The following is a 19,085-nucleotide window of genomic DNA, read 5'->3' as shown; positions in this document are numbered from 1 at the left end:
GCGTCTCGGGCGCGCTATCTCGGGCGCGCCGTGCTGCCGCGCGGGACGAGCATCGTCGGCAGCAGGACCTGTGTCTCGGTCTCCCGGCCGGCCAGCAGGTCGAGCATCATCGTGGCCGCCTCTTCGCCCTGCTCGGCCGCCGGCTGCGCGATGGTCGTCAGGTCGGTCAGCGCGGCGATGGGATGGTCGTCGACGCCCATCACCGAGATGTCCTCGGGCACGCGCAGGCCGGCGCGCCGGATGGTCCGCATCACGGCGACGGCCAGCTCGTCCGAGTGGGCGAAGACCGCCGTCGGCGGCGGCGAGGCACTGAGCAGCCGGCCGGCGGCGCGCGCGGCGTTCTCGGGATTCCAGTCGACGTTCACGATCATCTCGGGCTCGAGCGGATGCCCTGCTTCGGTGAGCGCCTCGCTGAACCCCTGTGCGCGCGGAATGTCGACGAACCACTCCGGGATGGTGGGCTCCCGCGAGCCGATCACGCCGATGCGTCGGTGACCGAGCGCGAGCAGATGAGCGGCTGCCTGACGCGCGGCCGCCGCATCGTCGACCCTCACAGAGGGGAACACCGACGTGTCGCCGCGACCCGACACGATGATGCCGCTCACCGTCACGATCTGGACGCCGAGGGTGTGGAGCGCGCGCTCCTCGTCCGTATCGATGGGGATTCCCACGACGATGGCACCGTCGACCTTGCGCCGCGCCGGCAGCTCGCTGAAGAAGCGGTGGCGCGACGCTTCGTCGGGCACCTGATAGAGCAGCACATCCGTCCCCGTCGGGCCGAGCACCCGCTCGATCCCCTCGACGACGGCGCCGAAGAACCACCGGGAGACATGCGGCACGACCACCGCGACCCGCCCCGTCACTCCCTTGGCCAGACGGGACGCCTCGGGCGAGACGACGTAGCCCATGGCGCGGGCGATCTCCTGGATGCGCGCGCGTGTGACCGGCGAGACGCCGGGGGCGCCGCTGAGCGCCCTCGACACCGTCGCGACGCCGACGCCGGCACGCTGCGCGACGTCGCGCATGAGGACGTTCTCATTGGAAGCCACGCAGTGAGGCTATCGCTTTCCGGAGGTATGGAAGCGTTTCCGACGTATATTCCTTTGATAGGCCTTGACTCCCGACCAGATTTGTAGTTCTCTATCGGAAACGCTTCCAATGCATTCGGCGACGCAGCCGGAGAAGGGACGACGACGTGCCAGAGAATTCACGCAGCAGAGCGCTTCGCGCCGGGGCGGTGGTCGCGCTGATGACGGTGACGGGCGTCATCGGCGGCTGCGCGGCCGGCGCCGGTGGCGGCGGCCCCGAGTCGATCACCTTCCACCTCAGCAAGCCCGAAGCCATTCCGTACTTCCGCGACCTGATCGAGGAGTACAACCAGTCGCAGGACGACGTCCACGTCGTCTTCGACACGTCCGCCAACCTGCAGGCGGGCTTCGTCCGGGGCAACCCGCCCGACCTCGCGCTGCTGAACTACAACATGGAGATGGCGCGCTTCATGGAGCGCGGCGCCCTGAGCGACCTCTCGGACATGCCCGAGGCGGACCGGATCCTGCCCGAGGTGCAGGCGCTCGTGGACCAGTACGCCACCTACCCGGGGCGGACCAGCGTGCTGCCGTACTCGGTGATGGCGGCATCCGTCATCTACAACAAGGAGATCTTCGCCGACCAGGGCCTCGAGGTCCCCACGACGTGGGATGAGCTGCTGGAGGTGTGCGACACGCTCGAGGCCGCCGGCATCACCCCGTTCTACGCGACGTTCGCCGATCCGTGGACCGTCGGCCAGGGGTGGTTCGACTACAGCGTCGGCGGCATGGTCGACGTCGCCGGGTTCTACGACGAGATGAACGCGCTGGGCACCGACGTCGGTCCGGACTCGCCCGTGTCGTTCGAGAAGACGATGGCAGAGCCCGTCGCCAAGATGCTGGAGCTCAGCGACGCCTACACGAACCAGGATGCGCCCAGCCGCGGGTACGGTGACGGCAACCTCGCCTTCGCCCAGGGCGAGGCCGCGATGTACCTCCAGGGGCCGTGGGCGTTCGGGGAGATCGCGAAGACGGCCCCCGACCTGGAGCTCGGCACCTTCCCGCTACCGATGACGGATGATCCCGGCGACCTGAAGGTCCGCGTGAATCTGGACCTCGCGGCGTGGATACCCGAAGTGTCGCCGCACCAGGAGGCGGCCCGGGCCTTCCTCAGCTACCTGTTCCAGCAGGACGTCATGGACGCCTACAACGCCGCGCAGCTCGGCTACGGCACGACCGTCGATGCCGCCCCCGTGACCGACCCCCGCATCACCGGGATGAAGGAGTACTTCGACCGCGCGGCGTTCTACCAGGGCGCGACGCAGCAGGTCCCGCAGACGATTCCCGTCCACAACTATCTGCAGGGCATCGTGCTCGGCGCCGATCCGGAGCAGACCCTCCAGACGATGGATGCCGACTGGGCGCGCGTCGCGCTGCGGCAGTGACCCCCGACTCGAACGGATAGGACCAACACCATGGCCAGCACCACCGCTGTCGTCACCGTCCCCCCGGGGGCCGACGTCCGCTCCCGTCGCAAAGTCGACGGCGTCTACTACCTCTTCCTCCTCCCGAGCCTGATCCTGTTCACGCTCGCGATCACCGTTCCGGCGGTCATCGGGATCTTCTTCAGCTTCACCAACTCGATCGGCTTCGGCGACTGGGAGTTCGTCGGCTTCATCAACTACGTCGCGATCTTCTCCGACCCGGCCATACTGCAGAGCTACCTGTTCACGTTCGGCTTCGCCATCGTCACGGTCATCGCCGTCAACGTGATCGCGTTCCTGCTGGCGGTCGGGCTGACCGCCAGCATCCGGTTCAAGACGGGCCTGCGGGCGATCTTCGTGATCCCGATGGTCATCTCGGGCATCATCATCGCCTACGTCTTCAACTTCCTGTTCTCCAACTCCGTGCCCGCGGTCGGGCAGGCGCTGGGGCTGAACGTCCTGAGCGAGAGCATCCTGGCGAATCCGGATTGGGCGTGGGTGGCGATCGTCATCGTCACCGCGTGGCAGGCGATCCCCGGAACGCTCCTGATCTACATCGCGGGCCTCCTGTCGATCCCCGGTGAGGTCTACGAGGCCGCCGACATCGACGGTGCGAGCAAGCGGCAGCAGCTCCTGCGAATCACGCTGCCACTGGTCGCCGGCTACGTCGTCATCAACGTCATCCTCGGCTTCAAGAACTTCCTCAACGCCTACGACATCATCGTCGGCCTCACCGACGGCGGCCCGGGAACCGCCACGCGAAGCATCGCCATGACCATCGTCACCGGCTTCACCGGGGGCGATTACGCCTACCAGATGGCCAACGCCACCCTGTTCTTCATCATCGTCATCGTGATCTCCGCAGCACAGCTGTCGATCACGCGGGGAAGGAGCTCCTTCTGATGTCCGTCCAGCCCGCTCTCGCATTCCAGGCCAGCGAGGCCGAAGAGGTCCTCGAGCACACCGTCCCCACGCCCAAGCGACGACGCGTCGGCAGGGAGCGCATCAGCTGGTCGACGACCATCGTCCTGATCCTCTGCGCGATCACCGTCCTGGTGCCCCTGTATGTGACGCTGTCGATGGCGTTCAAGACCCAGTCCCAGGCGGCCGACGGCAACGCCTTCTCGCTGCCGGCGCCGTTCTCGATCGAGGGCTTCGTCGCCGCCTGGGAGCTGACGAACTTCCCGGTCGCGCTGCTGATCTCGACGCTGGTCACAGCCGGCACGGTCGCCGGCACCATCCTCCTGGCCGCGCTCGCGTCCTTCGCCATCTCGCGCAACTGGGATCGGCGGCTGTTCCGCTGGTCGTTCTTCTACCTGCTCGCGGCGATGTTCCTGCCGTTCCCGGTCGTCGCGCTGCCGCAGATCCAGCTCACCGGGCTGCTGGGGCTCGACAATCCCATCGGCGTCACGCTGCTGCACATCATGTTCCAGCTCAGCTTCAGCATCCTGCTGTTCACGGCGTTCCTGCGCTCGATCCCGCTCGAACTCGAAGAGAGCGCCCGCATCGACGGAGCCACGACCTGGCAGACGTTCTGGCGCCTCATCTTCCCGCTCCTCGCGCCGATGAGCGCCACGATCGGCATCTTCGCCTTCCTCGCCTCCTGGAACGACTTCATGATGCCGTCCCTGATCACCTCGCAGCCGGCGCTGCAGACGCTGCCGGTGGTGCAGAGCATCTTCCAGACGCAGTTCAGCAACAACTACAACGTGTCGTTCGCGTCGTACCTGATGGCGATGGCCCCGGCGATCGTGGTCTACCTGTTCACGCAGCGGTGGGTCATGGAGGGCGTCACGCAGGGCGCCGTCAAGGGCTGAGCCCGCCGCACCGGATCACTCACATCACACCTCGAAAGGACTCAACTCCGTGAGAACCGCCGCCGACCCCCGTGTCGACACCGCCATCGATGCCAGCGCCGCCCTGTGGTGGCGACAGGCCACGGTCTATCAGATCTACCCCCGCAGCTTCGCCGACGCGAACGGCGACGGGCTCGGCGACATCCCCGGCATCGTCTCGCGCGCCGACTACCTGGCGGCGCTGGGCGTCGACGCCGTGTGGCTGAGCCCCTTCTACCCCTCCGCGCTCGCGGACGGCGGATACGACGTCGCCGACTACCGCGACGTCGACCCGCGGCTGGGAACGCTCGACGACTTCGACGCCATGGTCGACGCGCTGCATGAGCGCGGCATCAAGGTGATCGTCGACATCGTCCCCAACCACACCTCCGACCTGCACCCGTGGTTCCAGGAGGCGCTGTCGGCCGGGCGCGGATCGGCGGCACGCGACCGATACATCTTCCGCGACGGCACGGGCCCGGACGGGTCCGAGCCTCCCACGGACTGGGTGTCGGTGTTCGGCGGACCGGCGTGGCATCGCGTCGAAGACGGCCAGTGGTACTTCCACAACTTCGCCACCGAGCAGCCCGACCTCAACTGGGACAACCCCGATGTGCACGAGGACTTCGTCTCGACGCTGAGGTTCTGGTCGGATCGCGGGGTCGACGGGTTCCGCATCGACGTCGCGCACATGCTCACCAAGGACCTGACCGAGCCGCTCCCGACGCGGGACGAACTCGCCCTGATCCCGATCGACGGCAACCATCCGCTGATCGACCGCGACGACGTGCACGAGATCTACGCCGAGTGGCGGGCGGTCTTCGACTCGTACGACCCACCCCGCACGGCCGTGGCCGAGGCCTGGGTCGCCTCCGACCGCGTCCCGCGCTACGCGAGTCCCGAGAGCCTCGGCCAGTCGTTCAACTTCGAGCTGCTCCAAGCCGACTTCGACGCCGCGCAGTTCCGCCGCATCGTCACCGACAGCCTCGAGCTCGCGGCCCGCTCCGGCTCGTCGAGCACGTGGGTGCTCTCGAATCACGATGTGGTCCGGCACGCGACCCGCTACGGGCTTCGCGTCGCCGGACAGGGCACCACCGAGCTGATGACGCACGTCCGCGACTGGCTCCACGGCGGCGGCGATGACGCGGACCTCGACCGCGAGCGCGGCCGGCGTCGCGCGGTCGCCGCCACGCTGTTCATGCTGGGGCTCCCGGGCTCGGCCTACCTCTACCAGGGCGAGGAGCTCGGGCTGCACGAGGTGACCGCCATCCCCGACGACGAGCGCCAGGACCCGACCTTCTTCCGCACCGAAGGGACGGAGATCGGGCGGGACGGATGCCGCGTGCCGCTGCCCTGGTCGCCGACCGGCTCGTCGTTCGGATTCGGCGAGGACGGAGCTCACCTGCCGCAGCCGTCGTGGTTCTCTTCGTCTGCCGTCGATGTCGAGGACGGCGACGACTCCTCGACGCTCTCGCTCTACCGCCGGGCGCTGGCCCTCCGCCACGAACTCCAGTCCGCCGAGCAGCTGACGTGGGTCGAGACCGGACGCGACGACGTCCTGTGGTTCGCGCGCCCGAACGGATGGCAGGTGGTCACGAACTTCGGCTCCGAGCCCTACCCGCTGCCCGCGGGCGTCCCGGTGCGGCTCTCGAGCGCGCCCGTCTCGGGCGGCGCCGTTCCGGGGGAAGCAACCGTATGGATCGGGGAAACCCGATCCTGACCCGTGGGACCTCCGGCCGGGCCGTCGTCGCAGCGCTCCGCGCCGGCGGTCATCGGGGGCGTCGGACGCGATGGCGGGGACGGGTCTCCCGCGAGGCTCGACTCGCCGCCGCGACGACGGCTCCCGCCACCGCCACGAGGGTCAGCACAGCGGCCGCGCCGACGAGGCTGTACGCCCCGATCCACCCCGCGAGGGGGTACGCGATCAGGAAGCACGCGTGCGACAGCGCGAACTGCGCCGTGTACACGAGGTTCCGGTTGGCGGGGGTCGACGCATCGGCGAGCAGGCGCGACGAGGGCGTGCCGACCAGGGATGTGCCCGCTCCGAGCACGACCCAGACCGTGAGGACGGCCGCCCATCCGGCGCCGTCGACGACAGCGAAGAGGGTGACGACGGATGCCGCCGTCAGCCCCACCACGATCGTGACGAGCCCGGCGCGGATCGTGCGGATGACCCCGAGGCGATCGACCAGCCGGGGGATGTTCAGCGCCACGAGCAGGGAGCCCACTCCGTAGGCGCCGAGCGTGAGGGCGAGGGCGGAGTCGCCGAGCCCGAAGACGGCCTTGACGTAGACGACCGAGTTCACCAGTACGTGTGCGGTTCCCGCGGCGACGACCAGATTCGCCAGGGCGAGGAACCGCAGCTCGGGCGTGCGCACGAAGACCCGGATGCCCTCGGGGAGGCGCTGCCAGAATGTCGAGGTCTCGGCGCCTGTGGCGTGGACCGGGATCGCCGCGACGAGCACGAGCGTCGCCGAGGCGGCGAACCCGAACGCGGTCCCCAGGAACAGGTCGCTGTAGGCGACCATCGTCAGCAGTGCGGCGGCCAGGATCGGACTGAGCAGCGCCTCGAGGTCGTACGCGAGCCGCGACAGCGCGAGGGCACGCGTATAGTCGCGCGCGTCGGGCAGGACGGTCGGGATGAGCGACTGGAAGGCGGGCGTGAACGTCGCCGACGCGGACTGCAGCGCGAACACCAGCACGTAGATCTGCCAGGTCTCGGTGACGAACGGGAGCATCAGCGCGATCGCGAACCGGATGACGTCGGCGCCGACCAGCACGACCTTCTTCGGCATCCGATCCACCAGCGCCGCCATGAACGGCGCGACGCCGACGTACGCGACCATCTTGATCGTCAGCGCCGTTCCCAGTACGGATCCGGCGGCGTTCCCGGCCAGATCGAACGCCAGCAGCCCGAGGGCGACGGTGAGCAGCCCCGTCCCGATGAGCGCGATCACCTGCGCGCCGAACAGCGTCCGGTACGTGCGATTGCGGAGGACCTCGATCATGCGTGGTGGCCGGGAGACTCCTCGACCGCGTGCTCGGCCTGCATGATCGCCTCCACGACCAGTCGATGCGCGTGCTCGTCGGCGAGCCGGTAGAACACCCGGTTGCCCTCCTTGCGGACCCGGACGACCTGGGCCCACCGCAGCTTCGCCAGATGCTGCGAGACGGCCGCCGGGCTTCGCTCCACCGCGTCGGCGAGGTCGTTGACGGGCAGCTCTCGCCCGCGCAGCGCCAGCACGATCCGGATGCGGGTCGCGTCCGCCAGGAGCCGGAAGACCTCGACCGCCACATCGACGAACTCACTGTCGGGCCGGAGCCGAGCACCATACGTATCTGCGTGCATACGTAGATACTAAGTCAGCGCGAGAATCGGCACAGCAGACCGCTGTCCCCGCTTGCCGTGATCTCCGCGAGCCGACGGGCTCGGAGCGATCTCGGTGTCCCCACCGGGCAAGCAGCTGAGCCTTGTTCTCGTCGACGGCCCGCATCGCCGCCCTCAGGGGCAGACGCGCACCCTGCGTCCGTCGAAGGCGACGACGTCGCCGAGCTGCAGCTGGCGTCCGCGGCGGCGATCGACCTCGCCGTTGACGAGCACGTAGCCGTCGATGATGGCCTCTTTCACGTCTCCACCGGAGTCGAGGAGCCCGGCGAACTTGAGGAACTGACCGAGGCGAATGCCTTCACCGCCGATCGAGACGTCGTCGATCGGAGCTGGAGTCGTCATGCCCGCATGCTAGTCGACGGCGCATCGGCCTCGGGCCGGCATTCGTGCTGCCCGCCGACGAGCACGTCGCCAGGCCGGCAGCCCGGCCGGTGCATCAGTCGGCATACGCGCCAGCGCCCACGAGATGCGCGAACGCGCTCAGGCGCCCGACGCCCTCGGGCGTGCGCGGCAGGTCGTCGAGCAGACCCGGCGAGTGCACCAGGTACGCGGTGTGCTCGGCACGCGAGACGGCGACGTTCAGGCGGTTGCGCAGCAGCAGGAACTCCAGGCCGCGCGGCGCATCGCGACCCGACGAGGCCGCGAGCGAGACGATCGCCACCGCCGCCTCCTGACCTTGGAACCGGTCGACCGTGCCGACCGGCACCGACCCGAAGCCCGCCTCGGCCAGGGCGCGCTCGACCTCGACCTGCTGGGCGTTGTAGGGGGTGACGACGATGATGTCGGCCTGCGTCAGCGGACGCTCGGGCACGGCGACCGGTTCACCGTCGTCCTCGACCTCGACGTCGCGCCAGCTCCGGCCGACGAGGTCGCGCACGATCGCGACGACCGCCTCGGCTTCCTCAGGCGCGTGGGTGGCCCGGCCGTGATGGCGCAGCGACACGGGGACCAGGCCGGGTGCGACGCCGTCTATGCGGCGCAGAGCGGTCGAGGGGTGAGCCGCGAGCTCGCCGTCGTACGACAGCGCCGAGACGGGAGCGGCGACCTCGGGATGCATGCGCCACGTGCGGGCGAGGAAGTAGCCGCGGTCGGCGGGGATGACGTCGGCGCCGTCCATGACCCAGCCCAGCGCCGAGGTGTCGACGGGCTCGGGATGCGTGCCCTGACTCACCTGCGGCAGCTGCTGGGGGTCGCCGAGCAGCAGCAGGCGCGGGGCCGCGAGCGATACGGCGATCGTGGAGGCGAGCGAGAACTGGCCGGCCTCGTCGATCACCAGCAGGTCGAGGCTCCCCCGCGGGATGCGGCGCTCATTGCTGAAGTCCCACGCCGTGCCGCCGACGACGAAGCCGGAGTCGGCGTGCTCCTCGGCGAAGCCGGCGACGCCGTTCTTCTCGATGACGGTGAACGACACCTCGGCGTCGCGGTCCTTGGGCGCCTTCGCGACCTGCTCCGCGGGGACGCCGGCGGCGACCACGCGGTCGAGCATGTTCTCGACCACGGCATGCGATTGGGCGACGATCCCGATCCGATACTTCCGCTCTTCGACGAGACGGGCGATGACGTGCGAGCCCACGTAGGTCTTGCCGGTGCCGGGCGGGCCCTGCACGGCGAGGTAGCTGCGGTCGAGCTCGGCGACCGCGCGCGTGATCGTGTCGACGTCGTCGCCGTCGCGCGGCGGCAGGCCTCCGCTGGGCGTGCGGGGCGCGCGCCGGCACAGGATGTCGGTCGCGGGGTCCTCGGGCAGGGCGGGATCGGCGGCGATCAGGGCATCCGCCCACGCGTCGATCGCGGACTGCTGGCTCATCGCCCGCGGCGGGGCCGCCGGCGTGATCGCGAGCGGCAGCTCCGACCACGTCAGGCCCTCGACAGCTGCCTCCTCGACCACGACGCCGTCGTCGAGCACCTCGACCACGGTGACCCGGTGATCTGCGTGGATCCACCGCGCATGCGGATCGAACGGGAACGGCACCGGCAGCTCGTACAGCGCGAAGGGCGAGCCGCCCTCGCTCAACCGCGTGCCGGGCGCCACATCTCCGCGCAGCTCGAGCACGCGGTGGTCGGTGCGCCGGCCCTCGGCGCGATGCCAGTCCTCGACGACGCGGCACCGATCGGGATCGAGCACGATGACGTCGCGCGTCTCGTCCCACACCGAGACGGGCTCGCGCAGACGCAGGAAGTGCGTCGCCCAGAACGACTTCGCCTCGCGCGGGTAGTAGTCGATCGCGGCCGCGCCCAAGCGCAGCGCGCGTGCCTCGGCCGACTCGGGCGCGTGCCGCAGCGCCAGCGAATCCAGCGTCAGCGCACGCAGCGACGGCTCGTACGCCGCGTCGGCGGGCTCGGGGTTCGGGGACGGACGCAGACCCGCTTCGCGCGCGCGATCGACGAGCCAGTCGCGCAGACGCCTCGTCGAGACGCAGTCGTAGCGGTTGTAGTCGGCCAGGTCGTCGAGGATCGCGTCCGCCTCGGCGTCGTGCCCGTCATCACGCAGGCCGCGCGCCTCGACGTACTGCACGATCGAGTCGTCGCCCTTCTGGACGTCGCTCGTGCGCACCTCTTCGCCCATGTACAGCGGCTCGAGCTTCTTGATCGAGTACGAGCGCGACCCCACCCGCAGCGCGCGCCGCACGATCGGGTACAGATCCACGAACACGCCGTCACGCAGCAGCCGGTCGACATCGGCCTCCCGCACGCCGTACCGTGCCGCCATCGCCAGCAGGTGCGTCGGCTCGTATGGCGCGTAGTGGTAGATGTGCATGCCGGGATGCTGCTCGCGACGAAGCGCGACCATGTCGAGGAAGTCCTCGAGCGCCCGCTTCTCGTCGGCGAACGTGTGCGCCCACAGCGCGCTGTACTCCTCGCGCATGTCGACCCAGCCGAACAGGTAGTCGATCCCCCACGACGCAGGCTCCCCGGCGACGGGCGACTCGGTGTACAGCGGGTCGCCTTCGAAATCGAAGAACAGGTCACCGAGGTCGGGGCGCGGCAGGGCGGCGAGGGCCTTCGGCGCCACGACCTCGAACACCGGCACGGGCGGCTCGGTCGCAGCGGGGGCCGCGGCCGGTGCGAGGGTCGCCGTCACCGTCACGCCGGCGGAGAAGGCCGCCGCCGGCGCCGCGGCCGGCGCGACCGGCTGCGGGACGCCCGCGGGACTGGCGAGCTGCAGGCGCGCCTGCGTGCGCAGCATCGAGAAGACCTCGTGCCGCATACCCTCGGGGCCGGAGCGGGCCGAGGCCAGGTCGTCGATCGTGAGGATGCCGGCGTCGCGCAGCCGCTCGCGCTGCACGGGGCGCATGCCGGCGACCAGGAGCAGATCGCGCGTCGCCGTGACCTCGATCTCGCACGTGGCGCAGCGGCCGCACGCGAGAACACCGAGATCCCCGCGCGGGTCACCCCAGGCGATCGGCTCGCCGGCGGCGCCGTCCTCGAGCCGCCGGTCGGCGATGAGCGCCTCGAGCCGTGCGCGCCGCAGGCCGAATACCGGCATGAGATCGGTGACGCGATGGGAGCTGACCGATCCGTCGCCGAGCAGGAGCTCGACATGGTCTGCCCGCGAAACCCCCAGCCGATCGAGCTGATCGACGTATGCCGCCAGCTGCATGAGGGCCGTCACGCGCGCACGGCGCGCGAGCTTGGTGTCCTGCACGATCCACGGTCCGGCCGAGCCGGCATCCGCCCCGTCGCGCACCAGGAAGTCGGCGAACCCGACGAACCCGTCGGTGGCGAAGGCGGCCTGGTAGATCACGAGGGCATCCGAATCCAGCGCTGCGCGCGTGCGCGCCACAGCCTCGGCCAGCCCTGCGGCATCGGACGAGCGCGTCTCGGGGATCACGATCACTCGGTCGCCGAAGCGCTCGATGTACTCGGCGAGCACGCGCCTCTCGTGCACGAGCCCGAGCCGGCCGGCGCGCTCGAGGGTGAGGTCTTCGGGCTCTTCGACGACGGGAACGCGCCCGAGCTTCGCGTCGATCGCGCGCACCCAGGCGAACTCGCACTCGGCGGCGGCCTTCAGGTCGCTCGCGCTCCACACGAGCCGTGCCTCGTCAGGTATGTATCGCAATGCCCCACCCCTTCCCCATCGACAGTACCGAGGGGTTGCGACAGCGGCCTCTCGCCGGTGGCGAGCCCCACCTGACAGACTGGATCCATGAGCACGAGCCGTCTCGACTTCGAGAGCGCCTACCGCCACGGATTCGCGCGGATCGCCGCCTGCACCATCCCGGTGCGCATCGCCGACCCGGTCGCCAACGCCGACGCCGTGCTCGCGTCCGCGCGGCAGTGCCACGACGACGCTGTGGCGGTCGCGGTCTTCCCCGAGCTGTGCCTGAGCGGCTACGCGATCGACGACCTGGTCATGCAGGACCCCGTGCTCGACGCCGTCGTCGCCCAGATCGAGCGCCTCGTCGAGGCCTCCGACGACCTCATGCCCGTCATCGTCGTCGGGGCTCCGCTGCGGCACCGCAACCGGCTCTACAACTGCGCCGTCGTGATCCACCGCGGCGAGATCCTCGGCGTCGTGCCCAAGTCGTACCTCCCCACCTACCGCGAGTTCTACGAGCGACGCTGGTACGCGCCCGGCGACGACCAGGACGACCAGGACATCCGCATCGGAGGACTCGAGGCCCCCTTCGGACCCGACCTGCTGTTCGAGGCCCTCGACGTCCCCGGCCTCGTCGTCCACGCCGAGGTGTGCGAGGACGTCTGGGTGCCGATCCCGCCCTCGTCCCAGGCGGCTCTGGCCGGCGCCACGGTGCTGCTGAACCTCAGCGGCAGTCCCATCACCATCGCGCGCGCCGAGGACCGCAAGGATCTGTGCCAGTCGCAGTCGCTGCGGTGCCTCGCCGCCTACGCCTATGCGGCGGCGGGCATGGGCGAATCCACGAACGACCTGTCGTGGGACGGCCAGACGATGATCTACGAGGGCGGCCTGCTGCTGGCCGAGACCGAGCGCTTCCCCGCCGGCCCTCGCGCCTCGATCGCCGACGTCGACCTCGACCGGCTGCGGCAGGACCGCCTGCGGCAGGGCACCTTCGACGACAACCGGCGCACCGCGCAGTCGCCGCTCGGCGCGCGCACGTTCCGCACCGTCCACTTCGAGCTCGACCCGCCCACCGGAGACGTCGGGCTGCGCCGCAGCCTCGACCGGTTCCCCTTCGTGCCCGACGACGCCGAGCGGCTCGCACAGGACTGCTACGAAGCGTTCAACATCCAGGTCTCCGGCCTCGTGCAGCGGCTCGAGGCGATCGGACGACCCAAGCCCGTCATCGGCCTGAGCGGCGGACTCGACTCGACCCATGCGCTCCTGGTCGTCGCCCGCGCGATGGACCGCATGGGGCTGGCCCGCAGCGAGATCCGTGCCTTCACGATGCCCGGCTTCGCCACGAGCGACCACACCAAGTCCAACGCGATCGCCCTGGCGGAGGCGATCGGGGCGAGCATCGAGACGATCGACATCCGCCCAGCCGCGCTCGAGATCCTGCAGGGCATCTCGCACCCGTTCGCCGATGGCGAGCCGGTGCACGACGTCACCTTCGAGAACGTCCAGGCCGGCATCCGCACCGACTTCCTCTTCCGCCTCGCCAACCACCACGGCGGCATCGTCATCGGCACGTCCGACCTGTCCGAGCTGGCCCTGGGCTGGTCCACCTACGGCGTCGGCGACCAGATGAGCCACTACGCCGTGAACACCGGCGTCCCGAAGACGCTCATCCAGCACCTCATCCGCTGGGTCATCGCCCACCGCGGCGACGACGGCGCGGCCCGCCTGTCGGACCGTGCGCGCGACGTGCTGCAGTCGGTGCTCGACACCGAGATCTCTCCCGAACTGGTGCCGGCGGGCCAGGACGGCCGGATGCAGTCCACCGAGGACCGCATCGGCCCGTACGCGCTGCACGACTTCGCGCTGTTCCACGTGCTGCGCTACGGCATGCGCCCGTCGAAGATCGCGTTCCTCGCCGAGCACGCGTGGCGGGACCCGGAGGCCGGCGCGTGGCCGCCCGGCTTCCCCGAGGTCGACCGCTACGGCTACGACCTGGCGACCGTCGTGAGGTGGCTGCAGGTGTTCCTGCGCCGCTACTTCGCCTTCGCGCAGTTCAAGCGCTCGGCGATCCCGAACGGGCCCAAGGTGTCGCCCGCGGGCTCGCTGTCGCCCCGAGGCGACTGGCGCGCGCCGTCCGACGGCAACGCCGCGGTCTGGCTCGACGAGCTGAAGGCCGCACTCCCCGAGCTCGTCGAGGAGTGACGCCGCTCACCGTCCGGTGTCGCGCACGCCGACCCGGTCGGGGATGTCGAACTTGAGGCTCGGCAGCCACGAGGCCGGTTCGGGCCACGGACGCGACGACGGCAGAGACGTCAGCAGGCGCCGCACGGCATCCGCCATCGACGACGCCGGCGCGTCCACCGGGAGCACGCGCCGCGGTGCGCGGTGGCCGAGGGCGCCGCACCACCAGTGGCGCCACGTGTGCTCGGCCGACGACGGCTCGAGGACGATGTAGTAGTCGGGCATGATGGCCTCGCCCGCCTCGAAGCGCGACAGCGCGGCGTCGACCTCGATCTCGAGCACACCCAGCGTGGAGCGCTCCTGGAACAGCTCCACCCACGCCGACGCGACGTGGCCGAGCGGGTCGGCGTCGTGCACGACCCACGGCGAGCGCGCGGCGGCGATGCGGCGAGCGCCGAGCGACGGATCGTCGTCGCCGAGCGGAAGCGTCTCGACGTCGCGGATGCCGTCCAGCGCCGTCAGTGCGTCGGCGGCCCCGTCGCCGACGATCGCGACGACGGTTCCGGCCGGTGTGAGCCAGTCTCCGGATGCGATGTGCGCCATGCTCCAGAGTACGACCGGGCCTGTTTCGGCCGCGTGAAGGATTCGCGGCGATTCGGGATCAGCGCGGCTCGGCGCCGTACGCGAGGGTGATGATCCAGCCGTCGCGCGACAGATCGGCCAGCTGGTAGTACACGCGCCGGTCGGGGATCCACCCCTTCGTCAGCGGCGCGTCCAGCCGCACGTGGTCGGGCTTGACGCGCGCCCCACGGCCGTCGGCCTCGCGCACCGCCTGCACGCGGGTCCAGTGGGCGAGGAGCGTATCGACGTTGCTCTCGTCGAACAGGTGCGAATGGCGGCGCATCTCGCGCAGCAGCACCTCGTCGGGATGCGCATCGCGCAGGTCGATCCCCAGCGGAACGGCCGGATCGGCGATCGCGACGACGGTCGCGCCGCGGAAGCTGGCGTTCTTGATCTTGAGCGGCACTTCTTCGCCGTCGACCTCGGCGAACAGCTCGGTGTGGAAGCCGAACTGCGCCGGCGACTCGCGCTCGACGCGGACCTCCTTGAGCTCGCGCTTCAGGTGCGCGGCGACCAATTCGCGGGCGAGCACGCGCTTGCGGTCGTGCTCGCTCATCTTGGGATCCCAGCCCAGCCGGGCGGCGATTCCGTCGGGGGTCTCCAGCAGCACCGATTGCATGTCAGCCCTCTTCCTGCGGACGGTCTCCGCACTCCCAATCCTGGCCGACGTGCGGTCGAGGGGGAAGCGTTCGGCACGGCGTGCCGGGCGGCGCCTTCCGCCGGCGCGGCGCGGCGGGCAGGATGGATGCATGGCCCGGCGTGCGACCGTCATCGGCAGCGGCCCCAACGGACTGACCGCCGCCGTCACCCTCGCGCGCGCGGGCTACGACGTGCAGGTGCTCGAAGCGGACGCCACCCCCGGGGGCGGGGTGCGGACCGCCGAGCTGACCCTCCCCGGCTTCCAGCACGATGTGTGCTCGGCGGTGCACCCCGCAGCGCTCAGCTCGCCGTTCCTGCGCGCGTTCGGCATCCGCGACCGCGTCGACTGGATCGTGCCCGACATCTCGTACGCGCAGCCGCTCGACGGCGGACGCGCCGCGATCGCGTGGCGCGACCTCGACCGCACCGCCGAGGGGCTCGGCCGGGACGCCCGCGCATGGCGGGCCGTCGTCCAGCCGCTCGCCGAGCACATCGACGCCGTCGTCGAGCTGACGGGCAACCAGCTGCTGCGCGTGCCGCGGCATCCGGTCGTCATGGCGCGGTTCGCCGCGCGGATGCTGCAGATGGGTTCGTTCCTCGGCCGCGGCACGTTCGCGACCGACGAGGCGGCGGCGCTGCTGGCGGGCGTCTTCGCCCACGCGAACACGGCCCTGCCGTCGCCGGCGTCGGCGGCATCGGGGCTGTTCCTGGCGGCGCACGGCCACACCGCCGAGGGATGGGCCTACCCGCGCGGCGGTGCCCGGACGATCGCGGATGCGCTCATCGACGACCTCGTCGCCCACGGCGGCGAGATCGAGACCGATCGACGCATCGATCGGCTCGAGGGTCTGGACTGGGGAGACCCCGAGGCCGGCGACCTGCTGATGCTCGACACGTCGCCGCGCCTGCTGCTGACCCTGCCGGATCTGCCTGCGCGCTATCGGCGCGCCGTGTCCGCGTACCGGTACGGCGCCGCCGCCGCCAAGGTCGACTTCGCCCTCGACGGCCCTGTGCCGTGGGCGAACCCCGACGTGACCCGGTCGCCCACCGTGCACGTCGCGGGCACGGCGGACGAGGTCGCGGTGAGCGAGAACTCCGTGGCGGCCGGACGCGTGAGCGTGCATCCGTACGTCCTCGCCGTGCAGCCGAGCATCTTCGACGACACCCGCGCACCGGAGGGCGCGCAGACGCTGTGGGCGTACATCCATGTGCCCCCGGGGTCGCGCCTGGACCCGACCGAGCTGGTCACGCGCCAGATCGAGCGGTTCGCGCCGGGCTTCCGCGACCGCATCCTGGCATCGTCGGCGATGACCGCCGAGCAGCGTTCTGTCTACAACCCCGCGGACATCGGCGGCGACATCCTCGGCGGCGCGTTCACGCTGCCGCAGGCGGTGCGACGTCCCGTCGTCTCGACGGCGCCGTGGCGGACGCCCGCCCACGGCGTCTACCTGGCCTCGGCCTCGACGCCCCCGGGACCGGGGGTGACCGGCATGCCCGGTTGGCACGCCGCCCGGCTCGCACTCGGCGACCTCGCCGGGGTGCCGGTGGACATGGAGGACATCTTCCCGGAGTGATGACATGGACGGCTTCGCGGCGGTCGACTTCGAGTTCGCGCGGCAGGTGCTGCAGCGGGGCATCGCGGCGCTGTTCGTCGTCGCCTTCGTCTCGACGCTGAATCAGTTCCCGGCGCTGCTCGGCGAGCGGGGCCTGCTGCCGGCGCCCGAGCTGCTGGCCTGGGCGAAGCGCACGAAGCGCGCGGGACGGATGCTTCGTCCCACGATCTTCCGCTGGGTGCGCTACAGCGACGCCCGCCTGCGCGCGCTGTGCATCGGCGGCATCGTGGTGGCGGGAGCGCTCGTCATCGGGCTGCCGCAGCTCGGTCCCGCGTGGGTGCCGATGCTGTGCTTCCTCGCGCTGTGGCTGGCGTACATGTCGATCTCGTCGATCGGGCAGACCTTCTACGGCTTCGGCTGGGAGATGCTGCTGCTCGAAGTCGGGTTCCTCGCCGCGTTCCTCGGGTCGAACGCGCAGCCGCCCGCGACAGCCGTGATCGTGCTGTTCTGGTGGCTGCTGTTCCGGCTGGAGTTCGGCGCCGGCATGATCAAGATCCGCGGCGGGCGCGAGTGGCGCGACCTGACGGCCCTCATGTACCACCACGAGACCCAGCCCATGCCGGGGCCGCTGAGCCGTCAGGCGCACCTGCTGCCCGCGTGGTTCCATCGCGGCGAGGTCGTGGGAAACCATGTCGCGCAGCTCGTCGTGCCGTGGTTCCTGTTCGCGCCGCTGCTGGGCCAGTGGATCCCCGGGCCGTGGCCCGCGCTCGTCGGCGCCGCGGCGGCGGCGGTGATCGCCGCCACCCAGCTGTGGCTGGTGCTGACCGGCAACTTCGCGTGGCTGAACTGGGCGACCATCGTGCTGGCCTTCTCGGCGATCGGCATCCCGGGCATCGGGGCGGCGAGTGAGGCTGCCGTCGACGACCCTCCGTGGATCCTCGACGGGCTGCCGCTGTGGTGGCTCGTCGTCACGTCGGCCGTCGCGCTGCTGTACGTGGTGCTCAGCTGGGCGCCGCTGCGCAACCTCTTCGCGCACCGGCAGCTCATGAACGCCGGCTTCAACCGCTGGCAGCTCGCCAACGCCTACGGGGCGTTCGGCACCGTCACGAAAGAGCGCATCGAGATCGTCGTCGAGGGAACGAGAGACGCGAACCCCGAGCTGGCGACGTGGCACGAGTACGGATTCAAGGGCAAGCCCGGCGATCTGCGGCGCATCCCGCGGCAGTACGCGCCGTACCATCTGCGTCTGGATTGGCTGATGTGGTTCCTGCCGCTCGGGCAGCCGCTCGACGAGTGGTTCATGCCGCTGCTCGGCAAGCTGCTCGAAGCGGATGCCGCGACCCTGCGGCTGCTCGCCCACGACCCGTTCGACGGAACGGCGCCGCGCTACGTGCGCGCGATCGCGTATCGGTACCGCTTCGCAACGCGTGCCGAGCACCGCGACGACGGCGCACGGTGGGTCCGCGACCGTCGGCGCGTGATCGTGGGGCCGTCGCGCCTCCAGCGGTGACTCAGGCGACCACCGGCAGAATGGGACGGTGAAGCTCCTCGTCGCCGCCCTCGAATCCGAACTCTCCGCCTTCCCCGCAGACCTGCCGGGATTCGATCGGCTGGTGACCGGTCCGGGCAAGCTGCAGGCCACCTACGGTCTCACACGCGCCCTCGAGGCCGGCTCGTACGAGGAGGTGCTCGTGGTCGGCACCGCCGGCGCGATCGACCGACGCCTCGAGCACGAGGTCTACGAGATCGCCGCCGCGATCCAGCACGACGTCACGGACATCGACGGCATCGTCGGCCAGCACGTGTCGCTGCCGGCGCGGGTCGAACTCGAGGCCGGCGAGGTCACGATCGCGACCGGCGATCACTTCGTGGACGACGCCGAGGCCGTCTCGGTGATCCTGCCGCTGGGTGCGGGCATGGTCGACATGGAGACGTACGCCTACATCTGGGTCGCGCAGGAGTTCGGCATCCCGATCCGCGTGCTCAAGAGCGTGTCGGATCGCGCGCAGGACGACGCCCACGCGACGTGGCACGACATGGTCGAGCTGTGCTCGGCGCAGCTGCGCGAGCGCGTTCGCGCAGACTACGGCGTGTGAGCGGCCGAAGCGCTCAGCTCTCCGACCCGCTGAAGGCCCGCCGCAGCAGGAAGTAGACCGCGACGGCGACCGCGGCGACGACGACCAGTCGCACGACGAACCAGAGCACCGAGAAGAGCACGTTCACCAGGATCCAGGCGATCACGATCGCCAGGGCGACGGCGAGAATGGTCCACACAGTGCTCTTGGTCATTCCTCCAGCGTACGCGGCCGAGCCGGACCACACG

16 protein-coding genes are annotated in these 19,085 nt (G+C 70.5%); 8 read left to right on the top strand and 8 right to left on the bottom strand.

Going from position 1 to position 19,085, the window contains the following annotated elements; all coding sequences use genetic code 11:
* Window positions 1-14 precede the first annotated feature (14 nt).
* Complete coding sequence (locus P0L94_17485; protein ID WES64244.1) at window positions 15-1,049, bottom strand: LacI family DNA-binding transcriptional regulator; 1,035 nt, start codon at window positions 1,047-1,049, stop codon at window positions 15-17.
* Between the two features lie 146 nt (window positions 1,050-1,195).
* Here P0L94_17485 and P0L94_17480 point away from each other — a divergent pair, with 146 nt between their 5' ends.
* From P0L94_17480 to P0L94_17465, 4 genes are read left to right on the top strand one after another with little or no spacing between them, the layout of a single operon-like run.
* Window positions 1,196-2,470 (top strand): extracellular solute-binding protein, encoded by a 1,275-nt coding sequence (locus P0L94_17480; protein WES64243.1) that lies wholly within the window; start codon window positions 1,196-1,198, stop codon window positions 2,468-2,470.
* 30 nt (window positions 2,471-2,500) lie between these two features.
* Window positions 2,501-3,412, top strand: coding sequence for a sugar ABC transporter permease (locus P0L94_17475; GenBank protein WES64242.1), 912 nt, complete (start codon window positions 2,501-2,503; stop codon window positions 3,410-3,412).
* A complete protein-coding gene (locus P0L94_17470; protein WES64241.1) occupies window positions 3,412-4,326 on the top strand; it encodes a carbohydrate ABC transporter permease in 915 nt (304 codons plus the stop codon). The genes P0L94_17475 and P0L94_17470 overlap by 1 nt, the downstream gene beginning before the upstream one ends.
* A 49-nt stretch (window positions 4,327-4,375) precedes the next feature.
* Window positions 4,376-6,064, top strand: a complete 1,689-nt coding sequence (locus tag P0L94_17465; protein WES64240.1) for an alpha-amylase family glycosyl hydrolase — start codon at window positions 4,376-4,378, stop codon at window positions 6,062-6,064.
* A 49-nt stretch (window positions 6,065-6,113) separates the two neighbouring features.
* Here the strand turns inward: P0L94_17465 and P0L94_17460 are convergent, their stop codons facing one another.
* From P0L94_17460 to P0L94_17445, 4 genes are all read right to left on the bottom strand, one after another.
* Window positions 6,114-7,352: an MFS transporter gene (locus tag P0L94_17460; GenBank protein ID WES64239.1), complete on the bottom strand. Its 1,239-nt coding sequence runs from the start codon at window positions 7,350-7,352 to the stop codon at window positions 6,114-6,116.
* Window positions 7,349-7,693 carry a metalloregulator ArsR/SmtB family transcription factor gene (locus P0L94_17455; protein WES64238.1) on the bottom strand — a complete coding sequence of 115 codons (345 nt, stop codon included), beginning with the start codon at window positions 7,691-7,693 and terminating at the stop codon, window positions 7,349-7,351. The genes P0L94_17460 and P0L94_17455 overlap by 4 nt, the downstream gene beginning before the upstream one ends.
* A gap of 153 nt (window positions 7,694-7,846) precedes the next feature.
* Complete coding sequence (locus tag P0L94_17450; protein ID WES64237.1) at window positions 7,847-8,074, bottom strand: RNA-binding S4 domain-containing protein; 228 nt, start codon at window positions 8,072-8,074, stop codon at window positions 7,847-7,849.
* 94 nt (window positions 8,075-8,168) lie between these two features.
* Window positions 8,169-11,789 (bottom strand): TM0106 family RecB-like putative nuclease, encoded by a 3,621-nt coding sequence (locus P0L94_17445; GenBank protein ID WES64236.1) that lies wholly within the window; start codon window positions 11,787-11,789, stop codon window positions 8,169-8,171.
* Between the two features lie 87 nt (window positions 11,790-11,876).
* On the opposite strand from P0L94_17445, the gene P0L94_17440 reads away from it, so the two are divergent.
* The gene (locus P0L94_17440) at window positions 11,877-13,970 is read left to right on the top strand and encodes an NAD(+) synthase (protein ID WES64235.1); all 2,094 of its coding nucleotides are present in this window, start codon (window positions 11,877-11,879) and stop codon (window positions 13,968-13,970) included.
* A 6-nt stretch (window positions 13,971-13,976) separates the two neighbouring features.
* On the opposite strand, the gene P0L94_17435 is transcribed toward P0L94_17440, so the two are convergent.
* Both P0L94_17435 and P0L94_17430 read right to left on the bottom strand, forming a co-directional pair.
* On the bottom strand, window positions 13,977-14,552 hold the full coding sequence (locus P0L94_17435) for a hypothetical protein (protein WES64234.1): 576 nt from the start codon (window positions 14,550-14,552) through the stop codon (window positions 13,977-13,979).
* A gap of 58 nt (window positions 14,553-14,610) precedes the next feature.
* Window positions 14,611-15,189 carry a hypothetical protein gene (locus tag P0L94_17430; protein WES64233.1) on the bottom strand — a complete coding sequence of 193 codons (579 nt, stop codon included), beginning with the start codon at window positions 15,187-15,189 and terminating at the stop codon, window positions 14,611-14,613.
* A gap of 130 nt (window positions 15,190-15,319) precedes the next feature.
* On the opposite strand from P0L94_17430, the gene P0L94_17425 reads away from it, so the two are divergent.
* From P0L94_17425 to P0L94_17415, 3 genes are read left to right on the top strand one after another with little or no spacing between them, the layout of a single operon-like run.
* Complete coding sequence (locus P0L94_17425) at window positions 15,320-16,783, top strand: NAD(P)/FAD-dependent oxidoreductase (protein ID WES64232.1); 1,464 nt, start codon at window positions 15,320-15,322, stop codon at window positions 16,781-16,783.
* 4 nt (window positions 16,784-16,787) lie between these two features.
* Complete coding sequence (locus P0L94_17420) at window positions 16,788-18,272, top strand: lipase maturation factor family protein (protein ID WES64231.1); 1,485 nt, start codon at window positions 16,788-16,790, stop codon at window positions 18,270-18,272.
* Window positions 18,273-18,300: 28 nt separating this feature from the next.
* Window positions 18,301-18,858 (top strand): hypothetical protein, encoded by a 558-nt coding sequence (locus P0L94_17415; GenBank protein ID WES64230.1) that lies wholly within the window; start codon window positions 18,301-18,303, stop codon window positions 18,856-18,858.
* 13 nt (window positions 18,859-18,871) lie between these two features.
* Here P0L94_17415 and P0L94_17410 read toward each other — a convergent pair whose 3' ends face one another.
* Window positions 18,872-19,051 (bottom strand): hypothetical protein, encoded by a 180-nt coding sequence (locus P0L94_17410; GenBank protein WES64229.1) that lies wholly within the window; start codon window positions 19,049-19,051, stop codon window positions 18,872-18,874.
* Window positions 19,052-19,085: the final 34 nt, after the last annotated feature.

The organism is Microbacter sp. GSS18 (assembly GCA_029319145.1).
Lineage (GTDB): Bacteria > Actinomycetota > Actinomycetes > Actinomycetales > Microbacteriaceae > Microbacterium.
The sequence above is the reverse complement of the archived record's forward strand: the minus strand, read 5'-3'. Positions and strand labels throughout refer to the sequence as shown.